The organism is Streptomyces sp. NPDC004788 (assembly GCF_053601115.1).
The window spans coordinates 63819-86484 of record NZ_JBSGBF010000027.1 but is presented as its reverse complement, the minus strand read 5'-3'; the positions used below and the strand labels follow the sequence as shown (position 1 = coordinate 86484).

21 protein-coding genes are annotated in these 22666 nt (G+C 71.6%); 5 read left to right on the top strand and 16 right to left on the bottom strand.

Annotated elements, in window-relative coordinates; all coding sequences use genetic code 11:
* Positions 1–186 precede the first annotated feature (186 nt).
* The 3 genes from ACWEJX_RS15055 to nsdA form a co-directional block, all read right to left on the bottom strand.
* Positions 187–525, bottom strand: a complete 339-nt coding sequence (locus tag ACWEJX_RS15055; RefSeq protein WP_128977495.1) for a P-II family nitrogen regulator — start codon at positions 523–525, stop codon at positions 187–189.
* A complete protein-coding gene (locus tag ACWEJX_RS15050; protein WP_451607869.1) occupies positions 522–1880 on the bottom strand; it encodes an ammonium transporter in 1359 nt (452 codons plus the stop codon). Before ACWEJX_RS15050 ends, ACWEJX_RS15055 begins: the two co-directional genes overlap by 4 nt.
* Before the next feature lie 411 nt (positions 1881–2291).
* The gene (gene nsdA / locus ACWEJX_RS15045) at positions 2292–3761 is read right to left on the bottom strand and encodes a transcriptional repressor NsdA (RefSeq protein WP_451607868.1); all 1470 of its coding nucleotides are present in this window, start codon (positions 3759–3761) and stop codon (positions 2292–2294) included.
* Between the two features lie 432 nt (positions 3762–4193).
* Between nsdA and ACWEJX_RS15040 the strand changes: the two genes are divergently transcribed.
* On the top strand, positions 4194–4847 hold the full coding sequence (locus tag ACWEJX_RS15040; protein WP_451607867.1) for a bifunctional DNA primase/polymerase: 654 nt from the start codon (positions 4194–4196) through the stop codon (positions 4845–4847).
* 140 nt (positions 4848–4987) lie between these two features.
* Here ACWEJX_RS15040 and ftsY read toward each other — a convergent pair whose 3' ends face one another.
* Positions 4988–6229, bottom strand: a complete 1242-nt coding sequence (gene ftsY, locus ACWEJX_RS15035; protein WP_451607866.1) for a signal recognition particle-docking protein FtsY — start codon at positions 6227–6229, stop codon at positions 4988–4990.
* Between the two features lie 115 nt (positions 6230–6344).
* On the opposite strand from ftsY, the gene ACWEJX_RS15030 reads away from it, so the two are divergent.
* The gene (locus ACWEJX_RS15030; RefSeq protein ID WP_451607865.1) at positions 6345–7799 is read left to right on the top strand and encodes a cytosine permease; all 1455 of its coding nucleotides are present in this window, start codon (positions 6345–6347) and stop codon (positions 7797–7799) included.
* A 51-nt stretch (positions 7800–7850) separates the two neighbouring features.
* Entirely contained in the window at positions 7851–8822 is a 972-nt protein-coding gene (locus ACWEJX_RS15025) for an LLM class flavin-dependent oxidoreductase (RefSeq protein ID WP_451607864.1), read from the top strand.
* 122 nt (positions 8823–8944) lie between these two features.
* Here ACWEJX_RS15025 and ACWEJX_RS15020 read toward each other — a convergent pair whose 3' ends face one another.
* The 4 genes from ACWEJX_RS15020 to ACWEJX_RS15005 form a co-directional block, all read right to left on the bottom strand.
* Positions 8945–10378: a sugar porter family MFS transporter gene (locus ACWEJX_RS15020; RefSeq protein ID WP_451607863.1), complete on the bottom strand. Its 1434-nt coding sequence runs from the start codon at positions 10376–10378 to the stop codon at positions 8945–8947.
* Positions 10379–10607: 229 nt separating this feature from the next.
* Positions 10608–14183 (bottom strand): chromosome segregation protein SMC, encoded by a 3576-nt coding sequence (smc, locus tag ACWEJX_RS15015; protein WP_451607862.1) that lies wholly within the window; start codon positions 14181–14183, stop codon positions 10608–10610.
* 258 nt (positions 14184–14441) lie between these two features.
* Positions 14442–14657 (bottom strand): hypothetical protein, encoded by a 216-nt coding sequence (locus ACWEJX_RS15010; RefSeq protein WP_352190317.1) that lies wholly within the window; start codon positions 14655–14657, stop codon positions 14442–14444.
* A gap of 405 nt (positions 14658–15062) precedes the next feature.
* Entirely contained in the window at positions 15063–15344 is a 282-nt protein-coding gene (locus ACWEJX_RS15005; RefSeq protein ID WP_403791716.1) for an acylphosphatase, read from the bottom strand.
* Positions 15345–15499: 155 nt separating this feature from the next.
* Between ACWEJX_RS15005 and ACWEJX_RS15000 the strand changes: the two genes are divergently transcribed.
* Positions 15500–16336, top strand: coding sequence for a CAP domain-containing protein (locus tag ACWEJX_RS15000; protein ID WP_451607861.1), 837 nt, complete (start codon positions 15500–15502; stop codon positions 16334–16336).
* 88 nt (positions 16337–16424) lie between these two features.
* Here the strand turns inward: ACWEJX_RS15000 and ACWEJX_RS14995 are convergent, their stop codons facing one another.
* Positions 16425–17009, bottom strand: a complete 585-nt coding sequence (locus ACWEJX_RS14995) for a flavodoxin family protein (RefSeq protein WP_403791719.1) — start codon at positions 17007–17009, stop codon at positions 16425–16427.
* A 153-nt stretch (positions 17010–17162) separates the two neighbouring features.
* Here ACWEJX_RS14995 and ACWEJX_RS14990 point away from each other — a divergent pair, with 153 nt between their 5' ends.
* Positions 17163–17597 (top strand): winged helix-turn-helix transcriptional regulator, encoded by a 435-nt coding sequence (locus ACWEJX_RS14990; protein ID WP_451607860.1) that lies wholly within the window; start codon positions 17163–17165, stop codon positions 17595–17597.
* Here ACWEJX_RS14990 and mutM read toward each other — a convergent pair.
* The 7 genes from mutM to rsmD all read right to left on the bottom strand — a co-directional run bounded on the left by mutM (position 17587) and on the right by rsmD (position 22654).
* Positions 17587–18456: a bifunctional DNA-formamidopyrimidine glycosylase/DNA-(apurinic or apyrimidinic site) lyase gene (gene mutM / locus ACWEJX_RS14985; protein WP_451607859.1), complete on the bottom strand. Its 870-nt coding sequence runs from the start codon at positions 18454–18456 to the stop codon at positions 17587–17589. The genes ACWEJX_RS14990 and mutM overlap by 11 nt on opposite strands.
* 124 nt (positions 18457–18580) lie before the next feature.
* Entirely contained in the window at positions 18581–19366 is a 786-nt protein-coding gene (gene rnc / locus ACWEJX_RS14980) for a ribonuclease III (protein ID WP_403791723.1), read from the bottom strand.
* Between the two features lie 19 nt (positions 19367–19385).
* The gene (gene rpmF, locus ACWEJX_RS14975; RefSeq protein ID WP_030195083.1) at positions 19386–19559 is read right to left on the bottom strand and encodes a 50S ribosomal protein L32; all 174 of its coding nucleotides are present in this window, start codon (positions 19557–19559) and stop codon (positions 19386–19388) included.
* A 2-nt stretch (positions 19560–19561) separates the two neighbouring features.
* Positions 19562–20260 carry a YceD family protein gene (locus tag ACWEJX_RS14970; RefSeq protein ID WP_451607858.1) on the bottom strand — a complete coding sequence of 233 codons (699 nt, stop codon included), beginning with the start codon at positions 20258–20260 and terminating at the stop codon, positions 19562–19564.
* Positions 20261–20393: 133 nt separating this feature from the next.
* Positions 20394–21446 (bottom strand): ATP synthase F0 subunit B, encoded by a 1053-nt coding sequence (locus ACWEJX_RS14965; protein WP_451607857.1) that lies wholly within the window; start codon positions 21444–21446, stop codon positions 20394–20396.
* 120 nt (positions 21447–21566) lie between these two features.
* Positions 21567–22046, bottom strand: coding sequence for a pantetheine-phosphate adenylyltransferase (gene coaD, locus ACWEJX_RS14960; RefSeq protein ID WP_451607872.1), 480 nt, complete (start codon positions 22044–22046; stop codon positions 21567–21569).
* A gap of 26 nt (positions 22047–22072) precedes the next feature.
* Positions 22073–22654: a 16S rRNA (guanine(966)-N(2))-methyltransferase RsmD gene (gene rsmD, locus ACWEJX_RS14955; protein WP_451607856.1), complete on the bottom strand. Its 582-nt coding sequence runs from the start codon at positions 22652–22654 to the stop codon at positions 22073–22075.
* Positions 22655–22666: the final 12 nt, after the last annotated feature.

Below are 22666 nucleotides of genomic sequence, written 5' to 3'. Positions count from 1 at the left end.
GGCCCGGGCGGCGCCTCCTGGTCGAGGAGGCGCAGCCGGGCCGCCGCGTAGCCGCTGGGTCCGGTGTCTTCGGTGTCGTCACACACGTCGATGTTGGTCACCAGCGGCTCCTTACAGCTCGGTGCAGGACAAGCTCGGCGCAGGACAAGCTCGGCGCGGGACGAGCTCGGTGCGGGCTCGGTCGCTCTACAGCGCGTCCGGTCCGCGTTCGCCGGTGCGGACGCGTACGGCGGTCTCGACCGGCACGCTCCACACCTTTCCGTCACCGATCTTGCCGGTACGGGCGGCCTTCACGACGACCTCGATGAGCTGTTCGGCGTCGTCGTCCTCGACGAGGACCTCGATGCGGATCTTGGGGACGAGGTCGACGGTGTACTCGGCGCCGCGGTAGACCTCGGTGTGGCCGCGCTGGCGGCCGTATCCGCTGGCCTCGGTGACGGTGAGCCCGTGGACGCCGAAGGCCTGCAGGGCCTCCTTGATCTCGTCGAGCCGGTGCGGCTTCACGACCGCGGTGATCAGCTTCATGCGTCGACCTTCTTCTTGTTCTCAGCCGATGTCGATACGGATGCGGTGGCGCCGGCGGTGCTGCGTCCGGCGATGCCGCCGCCCGCCCCGCTGAAGTCGTACGCGGTCTCGGCGTGCTCGACCTGGTCGATGCCGGAGATCTCGTCGTCCTCGGTGACCCGCATGCCCATCGTCCTGTCGATGACGAACGCCAGGACGGCGGAGACGATCAGCGAGTAGGCGAGGACGGAGAAGACGCCGACGGCCTGCTTGCCCAGCTGTTCGAAGCCGCCGCCGTAGAGGAGGCCCTTGGCCTTGGACTGGACGCCGCCGGTGGCGAAGAGGCCGACGAGGAGGGAGCCGACGACACCGCCGACGAGGTGGACGCCGACGACGTCGAGGGAGTCGTCGTAGCCGAACTTGTACTTCAGGCCCACGGCCATGGCGCACAGCAGACCGGCGATGACGCCGATGGCGATGGCGCCGAGCGGGGAGCAGGAGCCGCCGGACGGGGTGATGGCCACGAGGCCGGCGACGGCTCCGGAGGCGGCGCCGAGGGTGGTGAAGGAGCCGTGGCGGAGCTTCTCGTAGGCGAGCCAGGCGAGCATGGCGGCGGCGGTGGCGACCTGGGTGTTGACGAACATGACGGCGCCGACGCCGTCGTCGTTGCCGAGCCACGAGCCGGCGTTGAAGCCGAACCAGCCGAACCAGAGCAGTCCGGCGCCGAGCATCACGAGCGGGAGGCTGTGCGGGCGCATCGGGTCCTTCTTGAAGCCGACGCGCTTGCCGATGACGAGGATGACGCCGAGGGCCGCGGCGCCGGCGTTGATGTGGACGGCGGTGCCGCCGGCGAAGTCGATGACGCCCAGGTCGAAGAGCCAGCCGCCGGTGCCCCACACCCAGTGCGCGACCGGGAAGTAGACGATCGAGACCCACAGGGTGATGTAGAGGGCCCAGGCGCTGAACTTGACCCGGTCGGCGAGGGCGCCGCTGATGAGGGCGGGGGTGATCACGGCGAACATCAGCTGGAAGACGGCGAAGACGTACACCGGGATGGTGTAGCCGTCCCAGAGCTCGGTGAGGCCGATGCCGCTGAGGCCGACGTAGTCGGAGGACCAGGCGAGGACGGAACCGATGTCGGTGCCGAAGGCGAGGCTGAAGCCGAAGAGCACCCACAGGATCGTGACGATCCCGAGGCTGATGAAGCTCATCATCAGCATGTTGAGGGTGGACTTCACGCGGACCATGCCGCCGTAGAAGAAGGCGAGGCCCGGGGTCATCAGCATGACCAGGGCGGAGCAGATGAGCATGAACCCGGTGTTGGCGGCGGACAGCGTGGGCGTGTCCGCTGCCAGGGTCGTGATGGCTGATGCCATCGGCGTCTCCTCGTCGTCGTTGCGGCCTGTGCGGGGCGGGGCCGAGGGGGCGGGGCCGGGCCGCGGGCCGTGAGGGGGGCCGGGGCCGGGGGCCGGTTATGCGCCAGAGATTCGCGCAGGCCGGTTTCCGCCGATGCCGCTCGATGTTTCGCCGCAGTGACGAAGGCGCCGGGCGTGTTACGCGGCCGTGAACGGCCGGGGCGCCGCCGGACGCGGGGGAACGCGGGCGGGCGCCGCCGGACGCGGGGGGATGCGGGTGGACGCCGCCGGACGCGGGGTGGACGCGGGGTGGACGCCCGTACACGCAAGCCGGCCGCGTCGGTCGTCCGTGTGTCCGTGCGGCGGGGGAGCCGAGTCGGGGTTACGGGACGGCCGGCGCGGCCGGGGTCTTCGCGGTGCGGAGCGTGACGCTCAGACGGCCTCCGCGGTCTCGGGGAGCAGCGCGGTGAGCCGGTCGGTGAGGTGGACGACCTCGGCGACGTCGCCGAAGTCGCGGGCGGCGGTGTCGACGGTCTTGCGCAGTCGGGTGTTGACCCGCTCGGAGCGGACCTTGCGGGCGATGCCGAGGGCCTTCTCGGCGAGCACCACGGACTGCTCGGGCTCGCGCTTGAGCAGGTGGACGGTGGCCATGCCGATGAGGTTGAGGGCGTACGAGCGCTGGTGCTCGGGGTCCTTCTCGAAGAGCTCGACGGCCCGCTCCATGACGGGCTCGGCGAGCGAGGCGTAGGTCGGGGAGCGTCCGGCGACGTAGGCGAGGTCGCGGTAGGAGTGCGAGTTCTCGCCGTTGAGCTCGGCCTCGGAGAAGAAGCGGATCCAGTCGGGCTCGGGCTCGCCGTCGAGGCCGACGTCGGAGAAGGTGTCCTCGGCCATCCGCACGGCCCGCTTGCACTTGGAGGGCTGGCCCATGTTCGCGTAGGCGCGGGCCTCCATCGCATACAGCATGGCCTGGGTGCGCGGGGTGGCGCAGTCCCGACTGCCGTACTGGGCGAGGTGGATGAGTTCGAGGGCGTCGTCGGGCCGGCCGAGGTGGATCATCTGGCGGCTCATGCTGGAGAGGATGTACGAGCCGAGGGGCTTGTCGCCGGCTTCCTTGGCGGCGTGCAGGGCGAGCACGAAGTACTTCTGGGCGGTGGGCTGGAGGCCCACGTCGTAGCTCATCCAGCCGGCGAGTTCGGCGAGTTCGGCGGCGCACTTGAAGAGGCGCTGGGCGACGGGGCCGGGCTGCGGCTCCTGGAGCAGGTCGGTGACCTCGTGGAGCTGGCCGACGACGGCCTTGCGGCGCAGTCCGCCGCCGCACTGGGCGTCCCACTGGCGGAACATGGCGGTGGTCGATTCGAGCAGGTCGAGCTCGACCGGGGAGAGCCGGTGGGTGCGCCGGTCCTCGGCGGGCGCGGGCTGCGGCTCGCCGACCGGGGTGGGCACCAGCCAGCGCTGCATGGGCTCGATGAGGGAGGGCCCGGCGGCGAGCTGGAGCGAGGAGCCGAGGAAGCCGCGGCGGGCGAGCATCAGGTCGCTGCGGGAGAACTCGCTGAGCAGGGCGACGGTCTGCGGTCCGGCCCAGGGCAGGTCGACGCCGGACACGGACGGCGACTGGTGGGCGGTGCGCAGACCGAGGTCCTCGACGGCGACGACGGAGCCGAAGCGCTCGGAGAACAGCTCGGAGAGGATCCGCGGGATGGGCTCGCGGGGCTGTTCGCCGTCGAGCCAGCGGCGCACCCGGGAGGTGTCGGTGGAGATGTGGTGCGCGCCCATCTGGCGTGCCCGGCGGTTCACCTGGCGCGCCAGTTCGCCCTTCGACCAGCCGCTGCGCACGAACCACGAGCTCAGCTGCTCGTTGGGGCGCTTGCCGGCAGTCGTACCGTCTGCGCCGTTGCCGCCCACTGGAACGCCCCCATCCACCTGATGCCTTGCGAACCCCTGACAGGATGCCGTGTTTCGCGGTGCTCGTCCGGCGTTTGTACTCCTCCGAACAGAAAACCGGGTTGCCTCCGGCATACCCAACCGTGCAAAACACCCCGGGTTCGTGTACCGAAGGTAATCCTACGATCACCCGTCCGGGCATGGCGTTTCAAGAAACGCCACCATTCGCCACCCCTTCGAATGAACTCGCCGCGCGGGGAACACGATTCACTTGACATGTGACAGGACGGGGTCGGTGAACCGGAGCGCGAGGAGGCGCGCGTGACGGTTCGCACCACCCGCCGCACGACCGCGCGCCCCTGCCGGGGGAACGACCGGCGCGGGAGCGTGGCGGACGGTAGCGGTGCTCCTCCGGTCCGTAACCACCGGCGCGTTCGACCCGTTGGAGGGGGCATGGGCTTCACGATCGGCGGCATTCGTGAGATGCGGTCCGGCTCACGTCGCCGCGTACGCACCAATGAGTGCACCGCGGTGGCGGAGTACACGGGCCTGTGGGGCTGGGACGTGGTCCCGGGGGCGCGCGCGGTGGCCGGCCGGTGCTCCTGCGGCGATCCCGGCTGTACGGCTCCGGGGGCGCACCCGCTCTCCTTCGCCGAGCCGGTTCCGGCGGGCGCGGGCCTGGACGTCGCGACCAAGGCGTGGTCGGAGTACCCGGGCGCGGCGATCATGCTGCCGGTCGGCCGGACCTTCGACGTGATCGAGGTCGCCGAGGCGGCGGGCCGCCGGGCGCTGGTGCGGCTCGAACGCATGGGCCTGCCGCTGGGGCCGGTGTGCGCGACGCCGACGGGCCGGGCGCGGTTCTTCGTGGCCCCGGGCGCGGCGGCCGAGCTGCCGCAGCTGCTCTACCGGATGGGCTGGGACGACGCCGACCTCGACCTGCACGGCCTGGGCGCGGGCGCGCACATCACGGCCCCGCCCTCGGACCTCGGCGGCCACGGGCCGGTGCGCTGGCTGCGGCCGCCGACGCTGGACACGGCGGGCGCGCCGCCCCAGGCGCGGCTGCTGCTCGGGACGCTGGCGTACATCTGCCACCGCACCCACTACTGACCCGCTGCTGCCGCACCCACTACTGACCCGCTGCCCCCGCCCCCCACTGACCGGCGGCCGCCGACCGGGTCCGGTCACGGAGAAGGGCCCCTGCCGTTGAGCTGCGGCAGGGGCCCTTCTCGTACACCGTGCGACGCGGGTCAGTCGCCGATCAGGGCGTCGACGAACGCGCCCGGCTCGAACGGCGCCAGGTCGTCCGGGCCCTCGCCCAGGCCGACCAGCTTGACCGGGACGCCCAGCTCGCGCTGGACGGCGACGACGATGCCGCCCTTGGCGGTGCCGTCGAGCTTGGTCAGGACGATGCCGGTGATGTCGACGACCTCGGCGAAGACGCGGGCCTGGATGAGGCCGTTCTGGCCGGTGGTGGCGTCGAGGACGAGCAGCACCTCGTCGAGCGGGCCGTGCTTCTCGACGACGCGCTTGACCTTGCCGAGCTCGTCCATGAGGCCGGTCTTGGTGTGCAGCCGGCCGGCGGTGTCGATGAGGACGACGTCGGCCTTCTCGGCGATGCCCTCCTTGACCGCGTCGAAGGCGATCGACGCCGGGTCGCCGCCCTCCGGGCCGCGCACGGTGCGCGCGCCGACGCGCTCGCCCCAGGTCTGCAGCTGGTCGGCGGCGGCGGCGCGGAAGGTGTCGGCGGCGCCGAGGACGACGGACTTGCCGTCGGCGACCAGGACCCGGGCCAGCTTGCCGGTGGTGGTGGTCTTGCCGGTGCCGTTGACGCCGACGACCATCACGACGCCCGGGGTGTCCTCGGGGCTCTCGGTCTTCACCGCGCGGTCGAGGTCGGCGCCGAGGAGGGCGATCAGCTCCTCGCGCAGCAGCCCGCGGAGCTCCTCGGGGGTGCGGGTGCCGAGCACCTTGACGCGCTCACGCAGCCGCTCGACGAGTTCCTGGGTGGGGGCGACGCCGACGTCGGCGGTGAGGAGCGTCTCCTCGATCTCCTCCCAGGTGTCCTCGTCGAGGTGCTCGCGGGACAGCAGCGACAGCAGCCCCTTGCCGAGCGAGTTCTGGGAGCGGGCGAGCCGGGCGCGGAGCCGTACGAGACGGCCGGCGGTCGGCTCCGGGACCTCGATCTCGGGAGCGGCGGGCGCCTCGGGAGCGACCGGCTCGGCGGCGGGCTCCTCGACGACGACCGGGGCCTCGGCGGCCTCGGTCGCGGTCGGGAGCTCGACCTCCTCGACGGTGCGGCGTGGTTCTTCCCGCGGCGTCTCCGCCTCGTCGCCGACGTGCGGTTCGGCGGGCGGAGCGGTGATGGTCGGGGCGGTGGACGGCGGCTGGGCGGGCGGCAGCTGCTTCTTCTTGCGGCCGCTGACCACGAGCCCGCCCGTCACGGCGACCGCGACGACCAGAGCGATGACTACAGCAAGGATGAGTTCCATAACGCGTACCAGTATCGGCCACGAAGGCGCCGTGGGCGGAGCACGTCGCGGGGGGGTCGGTGGCGTTGCACGTAAAGTGGGTGCTTCCCCCACATCTGTACGACGGAGTACCCCTATGCCCCACGCGTCCGAGACCGAAGGCGCGCAGAGCGGCGGCGCCCTGGAGAGCCGCGGCCTCGAACCCGTCCCCGACGCCGAGCGGACCGGCCGGGTCCGCGAGCTCTTCCCGACCTGGGTGGCGGCCAACATCAGTGTGCTGCTGCTCACGATGGGCGCCGGCCTGGTCGTCTTCAACGGCCTGAACTTCTGGCAGGTGCTGCTGGTGGCGGCGGTCGCACCGGTCCTCTCGTACGGGATCGTCGGTGTGATCTCGATCGCGGGCAAGCGCGGCGGGGCGCCCGGCATGGCGCTGTCGCGGGCCGTGTTCGGCCAGCGCGGAAACCTTTTTCCCGGGGCGCTGATCTGGGTCGCGCGCTGGGGCTGGGAGACGATCAACGCGGTGGCGGGCGCGTACGCGGTGCTCACCGTCCTCGACCTGCTCCTCGGCGTGAAGTCGAACACGTTCCTGATCGTGGTGACGCTGCTGGTCTTCGTCTCCCTCACGTTCCTGGTGTCCGGGCTCGGGATCAACGCGCTGCGGGTGTGCAGCAAGTGGTCCACGTACCTCTTCGGCGCCTTCTCGGTGCTGGTCCTCGGCTATCTGGTGGCGGACACCGACTGGTCGGCGGTCTTCGCCAAGCCGGCCGGTTCGACGGCGATGCTGGTCGCCGGCATCGGCACGATCGCGGCGGGCGGCATCAGCTGGGTGCCGTCGGGCCCCGACTTCACCCGCTATCTGCCGCGCACCGCCTCCTCGAAGGGCGTGGTCGGCTCGACCGTCGGCGGCGCCGGGATCGTGGTGCTCCCGATGGTGCTGATGGGCGCGGTGATGGCGGTGTCGACGCCGGACCTGGCCTCGGCGCAGGACCCGGTGTCGTTCATCGGCGAGCTGCTGCCGATGTGGATCTCGGTGCCGTATCTGCTGATCGCGCTGATCGGGATGCTGCTGATCAACTCGATGTCGATGTACTCGGCCGGCTTCACGGCGCAGACCCTGGGCATCAAGGTGCCGCGGGCGGCGGCGGTCAGCGTGAACGCGGTGATCAGCCTGGTCTTCGGCTTCCTGCTGATGGTCGTGGCGAGCAGCTTCATCGGCTCGTTCATCTCCTTCCTGACGCTGCTCGCGGTGGCGTTCTCGGCCTGGATCGGCGTCTTCGGCGTGGACATGCTGCGCCGCGGGTCGTACGACGCGGCGGCGCTGATGGACACGACCCGGACCAGCGCGTACTGGTACCGGGGCGGTTTCGCCTGGCAGGCGATGACGGCGTGGGGCGTGGCCCTGGTGGTGGGCCTGCTGTTCACGAAGGTCGACTGGTTCGCCGGGCCGCTGGCCACGTCCTGGATCGGGCGGAACGGGCTCGGCTGGGCGGCGACGATCGTGCTGGCGGCGGTGCTGTACGCGGTGCTGCCGCGCACCCCCGAGAAGGCTCCGGCGGAGCCGGTCCGGGCCCGCGAGACCGTTTCCATCTGACGCCACGTCAGCTAACGTCCCTCTCCGACATCCAGCGGAGGGGGACTTTCCATGCCGTTCACCGTCGTACGGTTCAACCTCGTCGACCCGCACGCCGATCCGGTCTCCCTCTCGTCCCGCTACCGCGCCGCCGTCGAGATGGCCGCGTACGCGGACGCGCACGGCGTCGACACCGTGCAGACCGAGGAACACCACGGCGCCGCCAACAACTGGCTGCCCTCCCCCTTCGCCTTCGCGGGCGCGGTGTTCGGGGCGACGAAACGTATCGCCGTGACGGTCTCGGCCATCATCGGGCCGCTGCACGACCCGCTGCGGCTCGCCGAGGAGATCGCGGTCCTGGACCTGCTGAGCGCGGGCCGGCTCGTGACGGTCGCCGGGATCGGCTACCGGCCGGAGGAGTACGAGGAGCGCGGCGTCGACTGGGGACGGCGCGGCAAGCTGCAGGACCTGCTCCTGGAGACGCTGCTGGCCGCCTGGTCCGGCGAGCCCTTCACGTATCAGGGCCGTACGGTACGGATCACCCCGCGGCCCTTCACCCAGCCGCACCCGCTGCTCCTGGTCGGCGGCTCGTCGCGGGCGGCGGCCCGGCGGGCGGCCCGGCTCGGGCTGCCGTTCTTCCCCAGCGCGCACCTGCCGGAGCTGGAGACGTACTACCAGGAGCAGTGCGCCGCGTACGGGACGGAGGGCTGGACGATGATGCCGGCCCGCGAGACCCCGCTCCTCCACGTGTCGGAGGATCCGGAGCGGACCTGGGCGGAGTACGGGGAGCACTTCCTGCACGAGGCGCGGACCTACGCCTCCTGGCAGTCGAAGGACATCCGCTCGGCGGTCCGGTCGACGGCGGCGACGGTGGCGGAGCTGCGGGCCGAGGGCGTGTACCGGGTGGTGACGCCGGACGAGTGCGCCGGGCTGGGGCGGGAGCTGGAGAGCCTGGTGCTGCATCCGCTGTGCGGCGGGATGCCGGTGGAGGAGGGCTGGCGGAGCGTGCGGCTGTTCTGCGACGCCGTGCTGCCCCGGCTGTGAACACGTACTGCCCCAGGTCGTGAACACGTGCTGCCGCGGGCTGTGAGCACGTACTGCCCCGGACCGGGGGCATGGGCCTCGGTCCGGGGCAGTTCCGTGCGTGAGGAGAGGGGCAGCGGGGTTTAGCCCATCTCCTCCAACGCCTTGCCCTTGGTCTCCTTGACGTACCTGAGCACGAAGGGGATCGAGAGCACGGCGAAGATCGTGTAGATCACGTAGGTGCCGGAGAGGTTCCAGTCGGCGAGCGACGGGAAGCTGGCGGTGATGGCCCAGTTGGCGATCCACTGGGCGGAGGCGGCGACGCCCAGGGCCGCGGCGCGGATCCGGTTCGGGAACATCTCGCCCAGGAAGACCCAGACCACCACGCCCCACGAGAGGGCGAAGAAGAGCACGAAGACATGGGCGGCGACGAGCGCCACGACGCCCTGGGTGTTGGGCAGCTTGCCGTCGACGAGGTCGGCGGAGAAGGCCCAGGCCTCGACGGCGAGGGCGAGCGCCATGCCGGCGGAGCCGACGAGGGCGAGCGGCTTGCGGCCGACGCGGTCGACCAGGACCATCGCGATCACGGTGCCGATGATGTTGATGATCGACGTGGTGAAGGAGTAGAGGAACGAGCTCGACGGGTCGATGCCGACGGACTGCCAGAGCGTCGCGGAGTAGTAGAAGGCGACGTTGATGCCGACGAGCTGCTGGAAGACGGAGAGTCCGATGCCGACCCAGACGATGGGCAGCAGCGCGAACCGGCGGCCGGCGACGAGCAGGTCCCTGAAGGTGGACTTGTGCTCGCTGCGCATGGCCTGGTCGATCTCGGCGACCCGGCGGTCCAGGTCGACGCCGTGGCCCTCGACCTCGGCGAGCACCTCCTTGGCCTTCTCGGTGCGGCCGACGGAGATGAGGAAGCGCGGCGACTCCGGGATCGCGAAGGACAGCAGGCCGTAGAGGAGGGCGGGCACGACCATCACGCCGAGCATCCACTGCCAGGCCTCCAGGCCGCCGATCTGGCCGCGCTGTTCGCCGTCGGCGAGCTGGAGGATGCCGTAGTTGACCAGCTGGGAGATGGCGATGCCGATGACGATGGCGGCCTGCTGGAAGGAGCCGAGCCGGCCGCGGTACGCGGCGGGGGCGACCTCGGCGATGTAGGCGGGGCCGATCACGGAGGCCATGCCGATGGCGAAGCCGCCGACGATCCGCCAGAGGGCCAGGTCCCAGAGGGCGAAGGGCAGCGCGGAGCCGACGGCGCTGACGGCGAAGAGCACGGCGGAGATGCGCATGCACTTGATGCGGCCGATGCGGTCGGCGATCCGGCCGGCGGTGGCGGCGCCGATGGCGCAGCCGATCAGGGCGATGGCGATGACCTGGGCGAGGCCGGCGGACCCGATGTCGTAGCGGTCGCGGATCGCCTCGACCGCGCCGTTGATCACGGAGCTGTCGTAGCCGAAGAGGAAGCCGCCCATCGCGGCGGAGGCCGTGATGAAGATGACGTGTCCGATGTGGTCCGGATGGGCCGATCGGCCTTCGGACGAAGGCGGTGTGGGCGCCTGCGCGGTGCTGGTCACAAGGACTCCTCGGGGCTCCGGCAGCGTCGCCGGGCGGTGGGGGGGCGAGCCCTTCCAGTGGCGCACAACATCACGCCGCCCACCACTTGAAGGTAAAAGCAACGTTGCAGAGACTATGCCTTCATGTTTCGAAGTCAATAGTCGATGTCGTATGACTTGAACCTCATCACAAGGTGGCTTGTTTTCAGATGTTGAACTCAGCTGTCGGCGCAGGGATGGATACGGGGGCTCAGCGCAGCCGCTGACTGATCACCTTCGACACGCCGTCGCCCTGCATGGACACCCCGTACAGCGCGTCGGCGACCTCCATCGTGCGCTTCTGGTGCGTGATCACGATCAGCTGCGAGGACTCCTGGAGCTCCTGCATGATCCGGATGAGCCGCTGCAGGTTGGTGTCGTCGAGCGCGGCCTCCACCTCGTCCATCACGTAGAACGGGCTGGGCCGGGCCTTGAAGATGGAGACGAGCAGCGCCACGGCGGTCAGCGAGCGCTCGCCGCCGGAGAGCAGGGAGAGGCGCTTGACCTTCTTGCCCGGCGGGCGGGCCTCGACGTCGACGCCGGTGGTGAGCATGTTCTCCGGGTCGGTGAGCACGAGCCGGCCCTCGCCGCCCGGGAAGAGCCGCGAGAACACGCCCTCGAACTCGCGGGCGGTGTCCCGGTACGCCTCGGTGAAGACCTGCTCGACCCGCAGGTCGACCTCCTTCACGACCTGAAGGAGGTCCGCGCGGGTCTTCTTCAGGTCGTCGAGCTGCTCGGAGAGGAACTTGTGGCGCTCCTCCAGGGCGGCGAACTCCTCCAGGGCGAGCGGATTCACCTTGCCGAGCTGCTGGTACGCCCGTTCGGCCGCCTTGAGCCGCTTCTCCTGCTCCGCGCGGACGAAGGGGCGCGGCTGGTCGCGCGGGTCCTCCGGGTCGTCGGGCCCCGCGGCGGAGCCGCCGGTGTCCACGGTTTCGCCGTCGGCGGGCGGCGACGGCGGTACGGGCTGGTGCGGGCCGTACTCGTCGACCAGTACGGCGGGCTCCACGCCCAGCTCCTCCAGGGCGCGGCCCTCCAGCTGCTCGATCCGCAGCCGCTTCTCGGCGCCGAGGACCTCGCCGCGGTGCACCGAGTCGGTGAGCTTGTCCAGCGCCGCCTTGAGCTCCCGGCCGTGGGTACGGGCCGCGGTCAGGTCCTGCTCGCGGGCCGCCTTCGCGGCCTCGGCGAGGGCGCGCTCCCGCTCGGCGCGGACCAGGGACACCTCGGCGTGCGCGAGGAGCTGGCGGGCGCCGGACGCGACGGCGGCGGCGACCTCGGCCTCGTGGCGGAGCCGGGCGCGGCGCTGTTCGGCGCGGGCACGGGCCTCGCGTTCGGCGCGGGCGGCGCGGTCGAGGGAGTCGGCGCGGCCGGCCAGGCCCTTGACGCGCTCCTCGTGGGTACGGACCTGGAGGCGGGCCTCCATCTCGGTCTGGCGCGCGTTGGAGCCGTCGATCGCGAGCCGGTCGCGCACGGAACCGTCGGGCTCCTCGTCCGCCGGTGTCTCCTCGGCGACGAGCAGCCGCTCGGTCAGCTCCTCGGCCTCCACGAGCGCCTTCTCCAGGGCCTCCTGGGCGCGCGCCGCGGCGGCGGCCGTCCGCTCGGCCTCGCCCGCCGCGCCCCTGGCCTGTCCGGCGAGCCGGCCGAGCTGCTGGGCCACCGCCGACTTCTCCCGCTCGGCCGCCCGCCGCTTCTCCCCCAACTCCTCGACGAGCCGGGCGGCTTCCCGCCGCCGCTCCCCCGCCGCCTCCCGCGCGGCGACGAGTTCGGCGCACCGCACGTCGAGTTCGGCCAGCTCGGCCGCCGCCTCGTCCACCGACGCCTGCACTTCGAGGAGGCTGGGCGCCCCGGCGGAACCGCCCTGCGCGAAGTGCGCCCCGAGCAGGTCCCCTTCGGCGGTGACGGCGGTCAACGAGGGGTGCGCGCGCACGACTTCGACGGCCCGGTCGAGCGAGTCGACGACGACGACGTCGCGCAGCAAGCGCCGTACCGAGCCGGTGAGTTCGGTGGGGCCGGTGACGAGGGAGGCGGCGGGCAGCGCGCCGTCGACCTCGGGGGACCGCTCCTCCTCGTGGTCGTCGGCGCCCGCGAGCAGCAGCGACGCCCGGCCCGCGTCCTGTTTGCGGAGCAGGCGCAGGGCCTCGGCGGCGGCGCCCGGGTCCGTCATGGCGAGCGCGTCGGCGGCGGCGCCGAGGGCGGTGGCGAGAGGGGTCTCGTAGCCCGGGGTGACGTGGAGGAGTTCGGCGGCGGGGCCGAGGAGGCCGGTGAGGCCGGCGGCGAGGAGGGTGCCGGTGCCGTCCTTGCGGCGCAGGCCCAGGGCGAGGGCGTCGTGGCGGGCGCGGGTGGCCGCGCGGGCGCGGTCGGCGTCGGCGGCTGACTCACGGGCGGCGGTGAGCGCGGCCTCCGCGTCGGCGAGTGCGCGGCGGGCGCCCTCGTACCGCTCCGCCAGTTCCGTGTCGTCCGCGTCAAGGCCGTCGACCTCGGCCTTCAGCTGCTCGTACTCCTCCTGCGCGGCGGCCGCCCGCTCCCGCGCCTCGTCGCGCGCGGCGGCGAGCCGGTCGATCTCGGCCTGGGCGGACGCGGCGCGCGAGCGGGCCGCGTTGACCTGCCCGTGGAGGCGGGCCAGGCCCTCGCGGCGGTCGGCGATGGCGCGGGCGGCGTCCTTGAGGCGGCGCTCCTCGACGGCGAGGGCGCGTTCCAGTTCGGCGCGGTGGGCGACGGTGTCGTCGAGCGCGCGCTCGGCGGCCTCCAGGGCGGCGGCCAGCTCGGCCTCCTGCTCGCGGACGCGGGCGGCCTCGCGTTCCATGTCCTCCGGGTCGCGGCCCCGCCGCTCCTCGGCGGGCTGCGCGGTGGCGCTCTTGACGCGCGCGTCGGCGAGCGAGACGGTGCCGCGCACCCGCTCGGCCAGCTGCGACAGCTCGTACCAGGTCTGCTGGGCCCGCTGGAGCCGCGGCACGAGGCGCCGCACCTCGTCCTCCAGGCCGGCCTCCCTGGCGAGCGCCGCCTTCAGTTCGGCCTCGGTCGCCTCCTTGCGGGCGAGCAGCGCGGCCTCGTCGGCGATCTCCGCGTCGAGCGCCTTCCGGAGGCGTACGAGGTCGTCGGAGAGCAGCCGCAGCCGCGCGTCGCGGAGCTCGGCCTGGATGACGGCGGCGCGGCGGGCGACGGCGGCCTGCCGGCCGAGCGGCTTGAGCTGGCGGCGCAGTTCGTCGGCGAGGTCCTGGACGCGGGCGAGGTTGGCCTGCATCGCGTCGAGCTTCCGCAGCGCCTTCTCCTTGCGCTTGCGGTGCTTGAGGACTCCGGCGGCCTCCTCGATGAAGGCGCGGCGGCCCATCGGGTCGGCGTGCAGGACGGAGTCGAGCTGGCCCTGGCCGACGATGACGTGCATCTCGCGGCCGATGCCGGAGTCGGAGAGCAGGTCCTGGATGTCGAGCAGCCGGCACGTGTCGCCGTTGATCTGGTACTCGCTGCTGCCACCGCGGAACATGATCCGCGTGATGGTGACCTCGGCGTAGTCGATGGGCAGCGCGCCGTCGGAGTTGTCGATGGTCAGCGAGACCTCGGCGCGGCCGAGCGGGGGCCGCCCGGTCGTGCCGGCGAAGATGACGTCCTCCATCTTGCCGCCGCGCAGCGACTTGGCGCCCTGTTCGCCCATGACCCAGGACAGCGCGTCCACGACGTTGGACTTGCCCGAGCCGTTGGGCCCGACGACGCAGGTGATTCCCGGTTCGAACCGCAGGGTGGTGGCGGAGGCGAACGACTTGAAACCGCGGAGCGTCAGGGCCTTGAGATGCACGCCTGCGGACTCTACCCGGGGTCCCGGGTTTCACCCATGAACGCGCTGGGCACACCCTCCCCCAAGGAACCACGGCGCGTGGGACACGGGGGACACGGGAGGGAACCCAGGAGCGGCACCGGACGGGCGCACGTCGGGCACGGGAAACACGCCGGGCGCAAGAAAGAGCTGGCGCAAGAAAGAAGGGACGCCTGGGCGTCCCTTGCATATCTAGCTGTGCTAGCGAGAGTGTTTCTCACCAGGCCCCGGCACGGGGCGTCAGGTGAGCGCAGGCTCCGCCTTGGGAACGTCGAGGTCGATGCTGTCGAGCAGCGACTCGCCATGCTGTGCGGCGGCAGCGTTGAGCGCGTCGTTCTCGGACTGGATCCGAACCAGCTCGGACTCGAGGTCCTGGACGCGCTGCTGAAGCCGTCGCATCTCGGCGAGGAGTCGCGGGTCGGAGCCGCCGACGTAACCGAGAAGCGCCTTTGCCATGATGGATGGTCCTCCACACTGAGTGACCGACCGAAGCGGTGTGGGTCGTGAGGGATTCGCACCCGCGGTGCCCGACCGTGCTCTTTGTCGTGCCGGTTCTCACGGTCGAACAGCTGAGGTGCGCGGGGGCTTCCAGAGTCTCACCAAAAAGTTTGACGGTCAACACGATCACGCCCTGCATCAAGGGTCCACCGGGGGTTCGCGGCCGTTCAGAACACGGCGGCGCCTCGCAACTCGGTGCCCGAGGGGGCGTGGAGATCATCCTTGCTCGTCGAGCCTCACAAGGCAAGTGCTTCTCGGCAACGACCAGGCATTCTTCGTCGCCGGGAGCGCTCCCCGAACGCCCGCCCGAGGGTCGTGCGGACCCTCGGGCGGACCGCCGGGACCAAGATCGTCAAGGCGTGCTCAGCGGATCTCGAAGGTGTCGTAGATGCCGCGCGGGGTGGCCCAGATCTCAGTCACGCCGTCGACGCGTCCGGGCGTGTCGCCCTCACGGAGCCAGTCGAGCAGACGGTGGCAATTCTCACGCGACCCCTCGGCCACGACCTGGACCCGCCCGTCGTCGAGGTTCAGCGCGAAGCCGGTGAGCCCGCCGATCTCCAGCGCGTTTGCCCTGGTGAACCAGCGGAAGCCCACTCCCTGTACCCGGCCGCGCACCCAGGCGGTCATCCGTACGTCCTCATCCATGGCTGCACGCTAGCGGTCGGATTACGGAAGGAGCACGTCAGCCCCTCGTGTCATGGCGTACAGTCCCGACGGAACGGGGCTCACCCGGTTGGCCGAGCCCCCGGCGATCGAATCCACAGAAGCAAAGATCAGCAAAGGTCAGGGAGGCAGAGCAGATGGGACGGCATCGCGGCGCACGACGCGGCGCACCCGTACGCACCGGGCTGCTCGGTGTCTCCACGGCGGTCGCGGTCGGCGCGATAGCCGTCGCCTCGGGCCTGCTGCCCGGCGGCGAGACCTTCACGCTCGGCGGTACGAGTGCGAACGAGCAGAAGATCGAGGCCGCCCAGCAGCCCCCGAGCCTGAACACCCAGGGCGGCTCCTCGGCGGCCCCCGAGACCCCCGCCGTGCACGTCGCCCCGTCGGCCGGCAGAGCCAGGGCCGCGTCGCCCTCGAAGTCGCCGGCGCCGAAGCCCTCCGCCTCGAAGGCGACGGTGACCCCGAGCCCCGCGCCCAGGGCGGCGAAGTCTTCGAAGGCCCCGGCGCCGAAGCCGACGCGGACGGTCCGCCCCACCGAGGCCCCCAAGGCTCCCGTCCCCGCGCCGACCGCCACCGTCCGCTCGCTGAGCGCCCGCGAGACGGCCGCCGAGGCCGAGGTCGTCCGCCTGGTGAACGTCGAGCGCGCCAGGGTCGGCTGCCCCGTCATCCGCTCGGACGCCGACCTCGCCGCCCTCGCCGGCGCCTTCAGCGCCGACATGGCCGCCCGCAACTTCTTCGACCACACCGACCCCGACGGCGCCACTCCGTGGACCCGCGCGACGAAGGCCGGCATCACCGGCCTCGGCGCCGAGAACATCGCCCTCGGCCAGGTCGACGCCGCCGCCGTGATGCGGTCGTGGATGGCCAGCGACGGGCACCGCGCGAACATCCTGAACTGCGACTACAAGGCGATCGGCGTGGGCGTGCACTTCGGCGCCGGCGGCCCGTGGTGGACGCAGGACTTCGCCTACTGAGCAGCCGGCGGTCCCGTACGCGAGAGGGCCCCGTCACCGCACCGGTGACGGGGCCCTCTCGCGCAGGCCGGTGAATGGACGCCGGAGGTCAGGCGGCGGCCTTGCCCAGGGCGAAGGTGCGGGCGGTCTCGGCGACGCGGCGGCCGAGGTGCTCGGCGGTGGCCACGTCGGCCTTGTGGACGGCCTCGGGGCCGAGGTCGCTCGGCGTCTGGGCGGCGGCGCCGGAGAAGAAGCCGAGGCGGTTGATGTCGTTCTCGGAGGCGGTGCTGCTGTTCCAGCCGGGCTTCAGACCGAGGTTGACCCAGGTCATGCCGTGCTGGCCGGCGAGGGTCTGGAAGAACTGCAGGGTGTGCAGCTTGTCGCCGCTCTTCGAGGCGGAGTTGGTGAAGCCGGCCGCCAGCTTGTCCAGCCAGGCGTCGGTGAACCAGCGCTTGGAGGTGGCCTCGGCGAACTGGTGGAAGGCACCGGACGCGGTGCCCATGTAGGTCGGCGAGCCGAAGACGATCGCGTCGGAGGCGTCCAGGAGCTCCCACTCGGCGTCCGTGATCTCGTCGACCTTGATCAGGTGGACGGTGGCACCGGCGTCGGCGGCGCCGTCACGGACGGCCTCGGCGATGACGGCGGTGTGGCCGTAGCCGGAGTGGTAGGCGATGGAGACGACGGGCGTGGTCACAGAGGACTCCTCGGACAGCTCGGACAGCTCGAAGGAGGTGCAGGGGAACACCTCCCGGGGACACCAGAAGTAGAGCACTAACTTTTCGAAAGCGCAAACTTCTGGTGAGCGCATGCATGGCCGTTAGCGCTGTGCGGGAGTACGGTGGAGGGCATGACCGACGCCGACGCCCTCGCCTATGACGTGTTCGCGCGTGCCTGCCCCTCGCGCGGCACGCTGGAGCACGTGACGGGCCGCTGGGGCAGCCTGACCCTGGGCGCGCTGCACGACGGCACGTTCCGTTTCAACGAGCTGCGGCGCCGGGTCGACGGCGTGAGCGAGAAGATGCTGTCGCAGACCCTGCACGCCCTGGAGCGCGACGGACTCGTCCACCGCGAGGCGCAGCCGACGAACCCGCCGCGGGTCGACTACCGGCTCACCCCGCTCGGCCGCGAGATCGCCGAGCGGCTGCTCGGCCTCATCCACCTCGTGGAGGGCCGCATGGACCAGGTACTGGCCGCGCGCGAGAGTTACGACGCGGAGCGCGCCGAAGCCACGGGCTCCGCCGAAGCCACGGGCGCCGCGGAAGCCGCAGCCGTCACGCCGTGACGCGCGGCGGGCGCTGGCAGCGCGGGCAGAAGTAGCTGGACCGGTTCATCCACGGGCGCCGGCGCATCGGCGTACCGCAGCGGTGGCAGGGCTCGCCCTCCCGCCCGTAGGCATCGAGCGACCGGTCGAAGTAGCCCGACTCGCCGTTCACGTTCACGTACAGCGCGTCGAAACTGGTGCCGCCGGCCGCGAGGGCCGCGTTCATCACGTCCCGGACGTGGCCGAGCAGCTCCGCCGAGCGCGGCCGGGTCAGGCTCGCGGTCGGCCGCTCGTAGTGCAGCTTCGCGCGCCACAGCGCCTCGTCCGCGTAGATGTTGCCGACGCCGCTGATCAGGGACTGGTCGAGCAGCGCCCGCTTGATCGTCGTGCGCCGCAGCCGCAGCGCGTGCTGGAAGGCGGCGTCGTCGAAGACCGGGTCGAGCGGGTCCCGGGCGATGTGCGCGATGACGTCCGGGAGGCCGTCCGTGCTGTCCGGGGCGGTGTCGTGGAGCGAGAGGCCGCCGAAGGTGCGCTGGTCGACGAAGCGCAGCTCGGTGCCGGCCCCGTCGTCGAAGCGGATCCGGATGCGCAGGTGCTTCTCGTCGGGGGCGTCCTCGGGCTGGACGAGCAGCTGACCGCTCATGCCCAGGTGCCCGAGCACCGACGCCTCGCCGCCGGCGAGCGGCAGCCACAGGTACTTGCCGCGCCGCCGCGCGACCCCGAAGGTCTGTCCCTTCAGCCGGGCCGCGAAGTCCGTCCCGCCCTCCAGGTGGCGCCGCACGGCCCGCGGGTGCAGGACCTCCACCTCGGCGATCGTCCGCCCGGCGACCCAGCGCTCAAGACCGCGTCGGACGACCTCGACCTCGGGCAACTCGGGCACGGGACTCCTCCGGACGGGCTCATGACGGGTACTGCCGGAAGCCTACAACCGCCCACCGACACCCCGGACAGCACGATGCCCCCGTCCCGCGCGGGGACAGGGGCATGGCGCGAGGAAGCGCAGGTCAGGCCGAGGCCTGGTCCTTCACGGAAGAGGCGTCGGCGGCCTCTCCCGCGGTCGCGGCCCGGGCCGCCGCCGCGCGCTCGTCCGCGGCCGCGCGAATCGCGCGCCACGCGGACTCCGCCGCCTGCTGTTCCGCTTCCTTCTTGCTGCGGCCGGTGCCGGTGCCGTACGAGACACCACCGACGCGGGCAGCAGCAGTGAAGACCTTCTCGTGGTCCGGACCCTCCTCGCTGACGAGGTACTCCGGAACGCCGAGACCCTCGGCCGCGGTCAGCTCCTGGAGACTGGTCTTCCAGTCCAGGCCGGCGCCGAGGTTGGAGGACTTCTCGATCAGCGGGTCGAAGAGCCGGTGCACCAGCTCGGACGCCGCGTCGAGGCCCTTGTCGAGATAGACCGCGCCGATCACCGCTTCGAGCGTGTCGGCGAGGATGGACGCCTTGTCCCGGCCGCCCGTGCCTTCCTCGCCCCGGCCGAGCCGGATGAAGGAGCCCAGGTCGAGGCCGCGGCCCACCTCCGCCAGCGCCCGCGAATTGACCACCGCGGCCCGAAGCTTGGCCAGCTGGCCTTCGGGCAGGTCGGGGTGGGTGCGATAGAGCGTGTCCGTGACCACCAGGCCGAGCACCGAGTCCCCGAGGAACTCGAGCCGCTCGTTGGTGGGCAGACCGCCGTTCTCGTACGCGTACGAACGGTGGGTGAGCGCACGCACCAGAAGGGCGGACTCGAGCTGATACCCGAGCCGCCCTTCCAGAAGCGTGTGGGACGAGGCTGAGTTGACGTGGTCAGACATCGTGCCTCTCACCAGCCTCTCAGACCGAGAGGACCTGGCGCTTGTTGTAGGTGCCGCAGCTCGGGCACGCGATGTGCTGCTGCTTCGGCTCCTGGCAACGCTCGCACGAAACCAGGGGGGTGACCGCAGCCTTCCACTGCGACCGGCGGTGGCGCGTGTTGCTGCGCGACATCTTCCGCTTCGGAACAGCCACGGCTACTTCTCCTGCTCTTCGTCGACACCGGTTGCGGCGCCGCTCATGTTGTCCTTCTCATCGGTTCCCAGCGAACCGGTGAGTTCCTGCAATGCCGCCCAACGGATGTCGACGGCGTCGTGGTGGTGGTCCGGGTTCTCGTTCAGGTTGATTCCGCATTCGGAACACAGACCCTCACAGTCCTCCCGGCACACCGGCTGCATGGGCAGTGCGAGCACCACCGCATCGCGCAGCACGGGCTCGAGGTCGAACATGCCGTCCTCGAGGGGGATCATGTCCTCGTCGTCCTCGGCTTCGTCGTCCGCGGCCGCCTTGGAGCGGCCCCGGTCGTCGGAGTCGGGGTACGAGAACATCTCCTGGAAGTCCGCGTCGAGATCGAACTCGACGGGCTCCAGACACCTTACGCACTCCCCCTCGGCCGATGCACGGGCGGTGCCTGTGACAAGCACCCCTTCCATGACCGACTCGAGACGGAGCTCGATCTCCACCGGATCGCCCTCGGGAACCGCGACGACCCCGGCGATCCCCAGGTCACTGGGGGCGTCGACCGTGCGGGAGATCCGCTGCATGGCACCAGGACGCCGCCCCAGCTCGTGTGTGTCGAACACGAGGGGGTTGCGGTGGTCGAGGCGCGTGCTCAGGGCTCTTCCTGCTTTCGGATCGTTCACATGCGTGAGGGGGCTGCCGGATACGGGCAGCACGGACCGCGGAGATACGCGCGACCGAACAGCCAGAATACTGGACGCTTCGCTCAGGGCCCAATCCGGGTCGGGATCCGGGCCGGGACCGGGGTCGAACCCGGGCCGGATCCGGTCGGGATCCGGTCGGGACCGGTCAGTGGCCCTGCTCGTAGCGGCGCAGCTGCTCCAGATCGATCATGCTCGTGTCGAAGAAGCTGGTCTCGTCGAGCGAGGCCGCCTGCTGGTGCTGGACGGGCTGGTGCTGGGGCTGCGCGGGCTGCTGCTCGTAGCCGTACTGCCCCTGGTAGGCGTAGGGGTCGCCCTGGGGCTGCTGGTAGGCGTACGGGTCCGGCTGCTGGTACCCGTACGGGTCCTGGACCGGCTGCTCGTACCCGTACGGGTCGGGCTGGGCCTGCTGCGCCGGGATCTGCACGGGCTGTACGGGCTGCACGGGCTGCGCCGCCGGTACGGGCTCGGGGTCGGCCAGCTCCGCGAGGCCGGCCAGGTAGTCGGCGTCGCTGGTGTGCAGCGGCGTGCCGGCCGCGTCCTGGGCGGCCATGTGCTCGCCGAGGGCGTCGGAGGCGATCCGGCCCTGGAGCTTCTGGCGGCCGCGGCCGACGGCCTCCAGGGTCTTGCTGAGGACGGCCTCGAAGGCGCCCAGCTTGGCGTCCACGTAACCGTCGGCGCGCTGGATCAGGGTCTGCGGGTCCGCGCTGTACTCGGGGGCGTCCTCGTCCGCGTACCCCTCGGCGTCGAGGCCGGGGCCGCGGCCGAGCAGCTTCTCGCGGCCCCGGTCGACGGAGGCGATGGTCTTGTTGAGGACGACCTCGAAGTTGGCCAGCTTGGAGTCGACGTAGTCGTCGGCCTCGGCGCGGATCTCCTCGGCCTCCCGGCGGGCCTCGGCGAGGATCCGGTCGGCCTCGTCCTGGGACTGGCGGGCGACCTGGGAGTCCGAGACGATCGAGCCGCGCTCGGCGTGCGCGGCCTCGATGATCCGCTCGGCCTCCTGGCGGGCCCGCTCGACCATCTGCTCGCGCCCGCCGATCAGCTCCTGCGCCTGGGCGAGGGAGTCCGGCAGGGCCGCGCGGACCTCTTCGAGCAGGGCGAGCAGTTCGGCCCGGTTGAGCACGCAGGACGCCGACATCGGCATGGAGCGGGCGCTTCTGACCGTTGTGACGATCTCGTCGAGCTTCTTCTGCACGTCCACCGGGGCTCGCCACTCTCTACAGCTGGATGGAGACGGACGGGACGACTGTAAGGCCAGTCGGGCTCGTTCCGTGACCTGGTGACGGAGCGTCAGTGGCGGTGGCCGGGGGTCACCGCGGGGTCACTTCCGGCGCAGCCGCTCGGTGAGCCGGTCGAGGACCTGCGGCGGCACCAGGTGGGAGACGTCGCCGCCCCAGGCCGCGACCTCCTTGACCAGGGAGGACGACAGGAAGCTGTAGGTCGGGTTGGTGGGCACGAAGAGGGTCTCGACGCCCGAGAGCCCGTTGTTCATCTGGGCCATCTGGAGCTCGTAGTCGAAGTCGCTGACGGCGCGGAGTCCCTTGACGATGGCGGGGATGTCGCGCTGCTTGCAGAAGTCGACGAGCAGTCCGTGGAAGGACTCGACCTCGACGTTGCCGAAGTCGGCGGTGACCTCACGGATGAGCTCGATCCGCTCGTCGACCGTGAACAGGCCCTGCTTCGACTGGTTGATCATCACCGCGACATGCACGACGTCGTAGAGCTTGGACGCGCGGGCGATGATGTCGAGGTGTCCGTTGGTGATGGGGTCGAATGACCCCGGACAGACGGCGCGGCGCAACTTGGGTCCCTCGCTCTCCGGTCCGGTCATCGTGCGTCTTCGCACGTAGAGGCGGCGCGACCGTACCAAAACGTTCCCTCGCCGTAACGACGGGACCGCAGGGGTTCGAAGCCCTGGGGCCAGCCGAACTCCCCGCCTCGCGTGCTGCGCTCCACGGTGACGAGGGCATCCTCGCCTATCCAGCCCCCTGACCGCAGTGTGAGGAGGATCTCGCGAAGATCGTCGTCCGAGACGGCGTACGGGGGGTCGAGGAAGACCAGGTCGTACGGCTCGGCCGGGGCGGGACCGGCGGCGATCTGCTCGGCTCTGCCGGTGCGCAGTTCGGCGCCGGGCAGGCCGAGGGAGCGGATGTTCTCCCGGACGGTCTTCGCGGCGCGCGGCTCGGCCTCGACGAGCAGGGCGTGCGCGGCGCCGCGGGACAGCGCCTCCAGGCCGACGGCGCCGGAGCCCGCGTACAGGTCGGCCACGCGGGCCCCCTCGACGCCGTGGAAGGACTCCCAGGTGGAGAAGAGTCCCTCTCGCGCGCGGTCGGAGGTGGGCCGGGTGCCGTTGCCGGGCGGCACGGCGAGTCGGCGTCCGCCGGCGGTGCCGGCGATCACGCGGGTCATGTGGGGCCCCTC

Excerpts from the sequence above, each read along its gene's own strand:
- ACWEJX_RS15055 (WP_128977495.1), bottom strand. The coding sequence starts at position 525 with ATGAAGCTGATCACCGCGGTCGTGAAGCCGCACCGGCTCGACGAGATC.
- ACWEJX_RS15050 (WP_451607869.1), bottom strand. The coding sequence starts at position 1,880 with ATGGCATCAGCCATCACGACCCTGGCAGCGGACACGCCCACGCTGTCC.
- ACWEJX_RS15040 (WP_451607867.1), top strand. The coding sequence starts at position 4,194 with ATGGGCTTCACGATCGGCGGCATTCGTGAGATGCGGTCCGGCTCACGT.
- ftsY (WP_451607866.1), bottom strand. The coding sequence starts at position 6,229 with ATGGAACTCATCCTTGCTGTAGTCATCGCTCTGGTCGTCGCGGTCGCC.
- ACWEJX_RS15030 (WP_451607865.1), top strand. The coding sequence starts at position 6,345 with ATGCCCCACGCGTCCGAGACCGAAGGCGCGCAGAGCGGCGGCGCCCTG.
- ACWEJX_RS15025 (WP_451607864.1), top strand. The coding sequence starts at position 7,851 with ATGCCGTTCACCGTCGTACGGTTCAACCTCGTCGACCCGCACGCCGAT.
- ACWEJX_RS15010 (WP_352190317.1), bottom strand. The coding sequence starts at position 14,657 with ATGGCAAAGGCGCTTCTCGGTTACGTCGGCGGCTCCGACCCGCGACTC.
- ACWEJX_RS15005 (WP_403791716.1), bottom strand. The coding sequence starts at position 15,344 with ATGGATGAGGACGTACGGATGACCGCCTGGGTGCGCGGCCGGGTACAG.
- ACWEJX_RS15000 (WP_451607861.1), top strand. The coding sequence starts at position 15,500 with ATGGGACGGCATCGCGGCGCACGACGCGGCGCACCCGTACGCACCGGG.
- ACWEJX_RS14990 (WP_451607860.1), top strand. The coding sequence starts at position 17,163 with ATGACCGACGCCGACGCCCTCGCCTATGACGTGTTCGCGCGTGCCTGC.
- rnc (WP_403791723.1), bottom strand. The coding sequence starts at position 19,366 with ATGTCTGACCACGTCAACTCAGCCTCGTCCCACACGCTTCTGGAAGGG.
- rsmD (WP_451607856.1), bottom strand. The coding sequence starts at position 22,654 with ATGACCCGCGTGATCGCCGGCACCGCCGGCGGACGCCGACTCGCCGTG.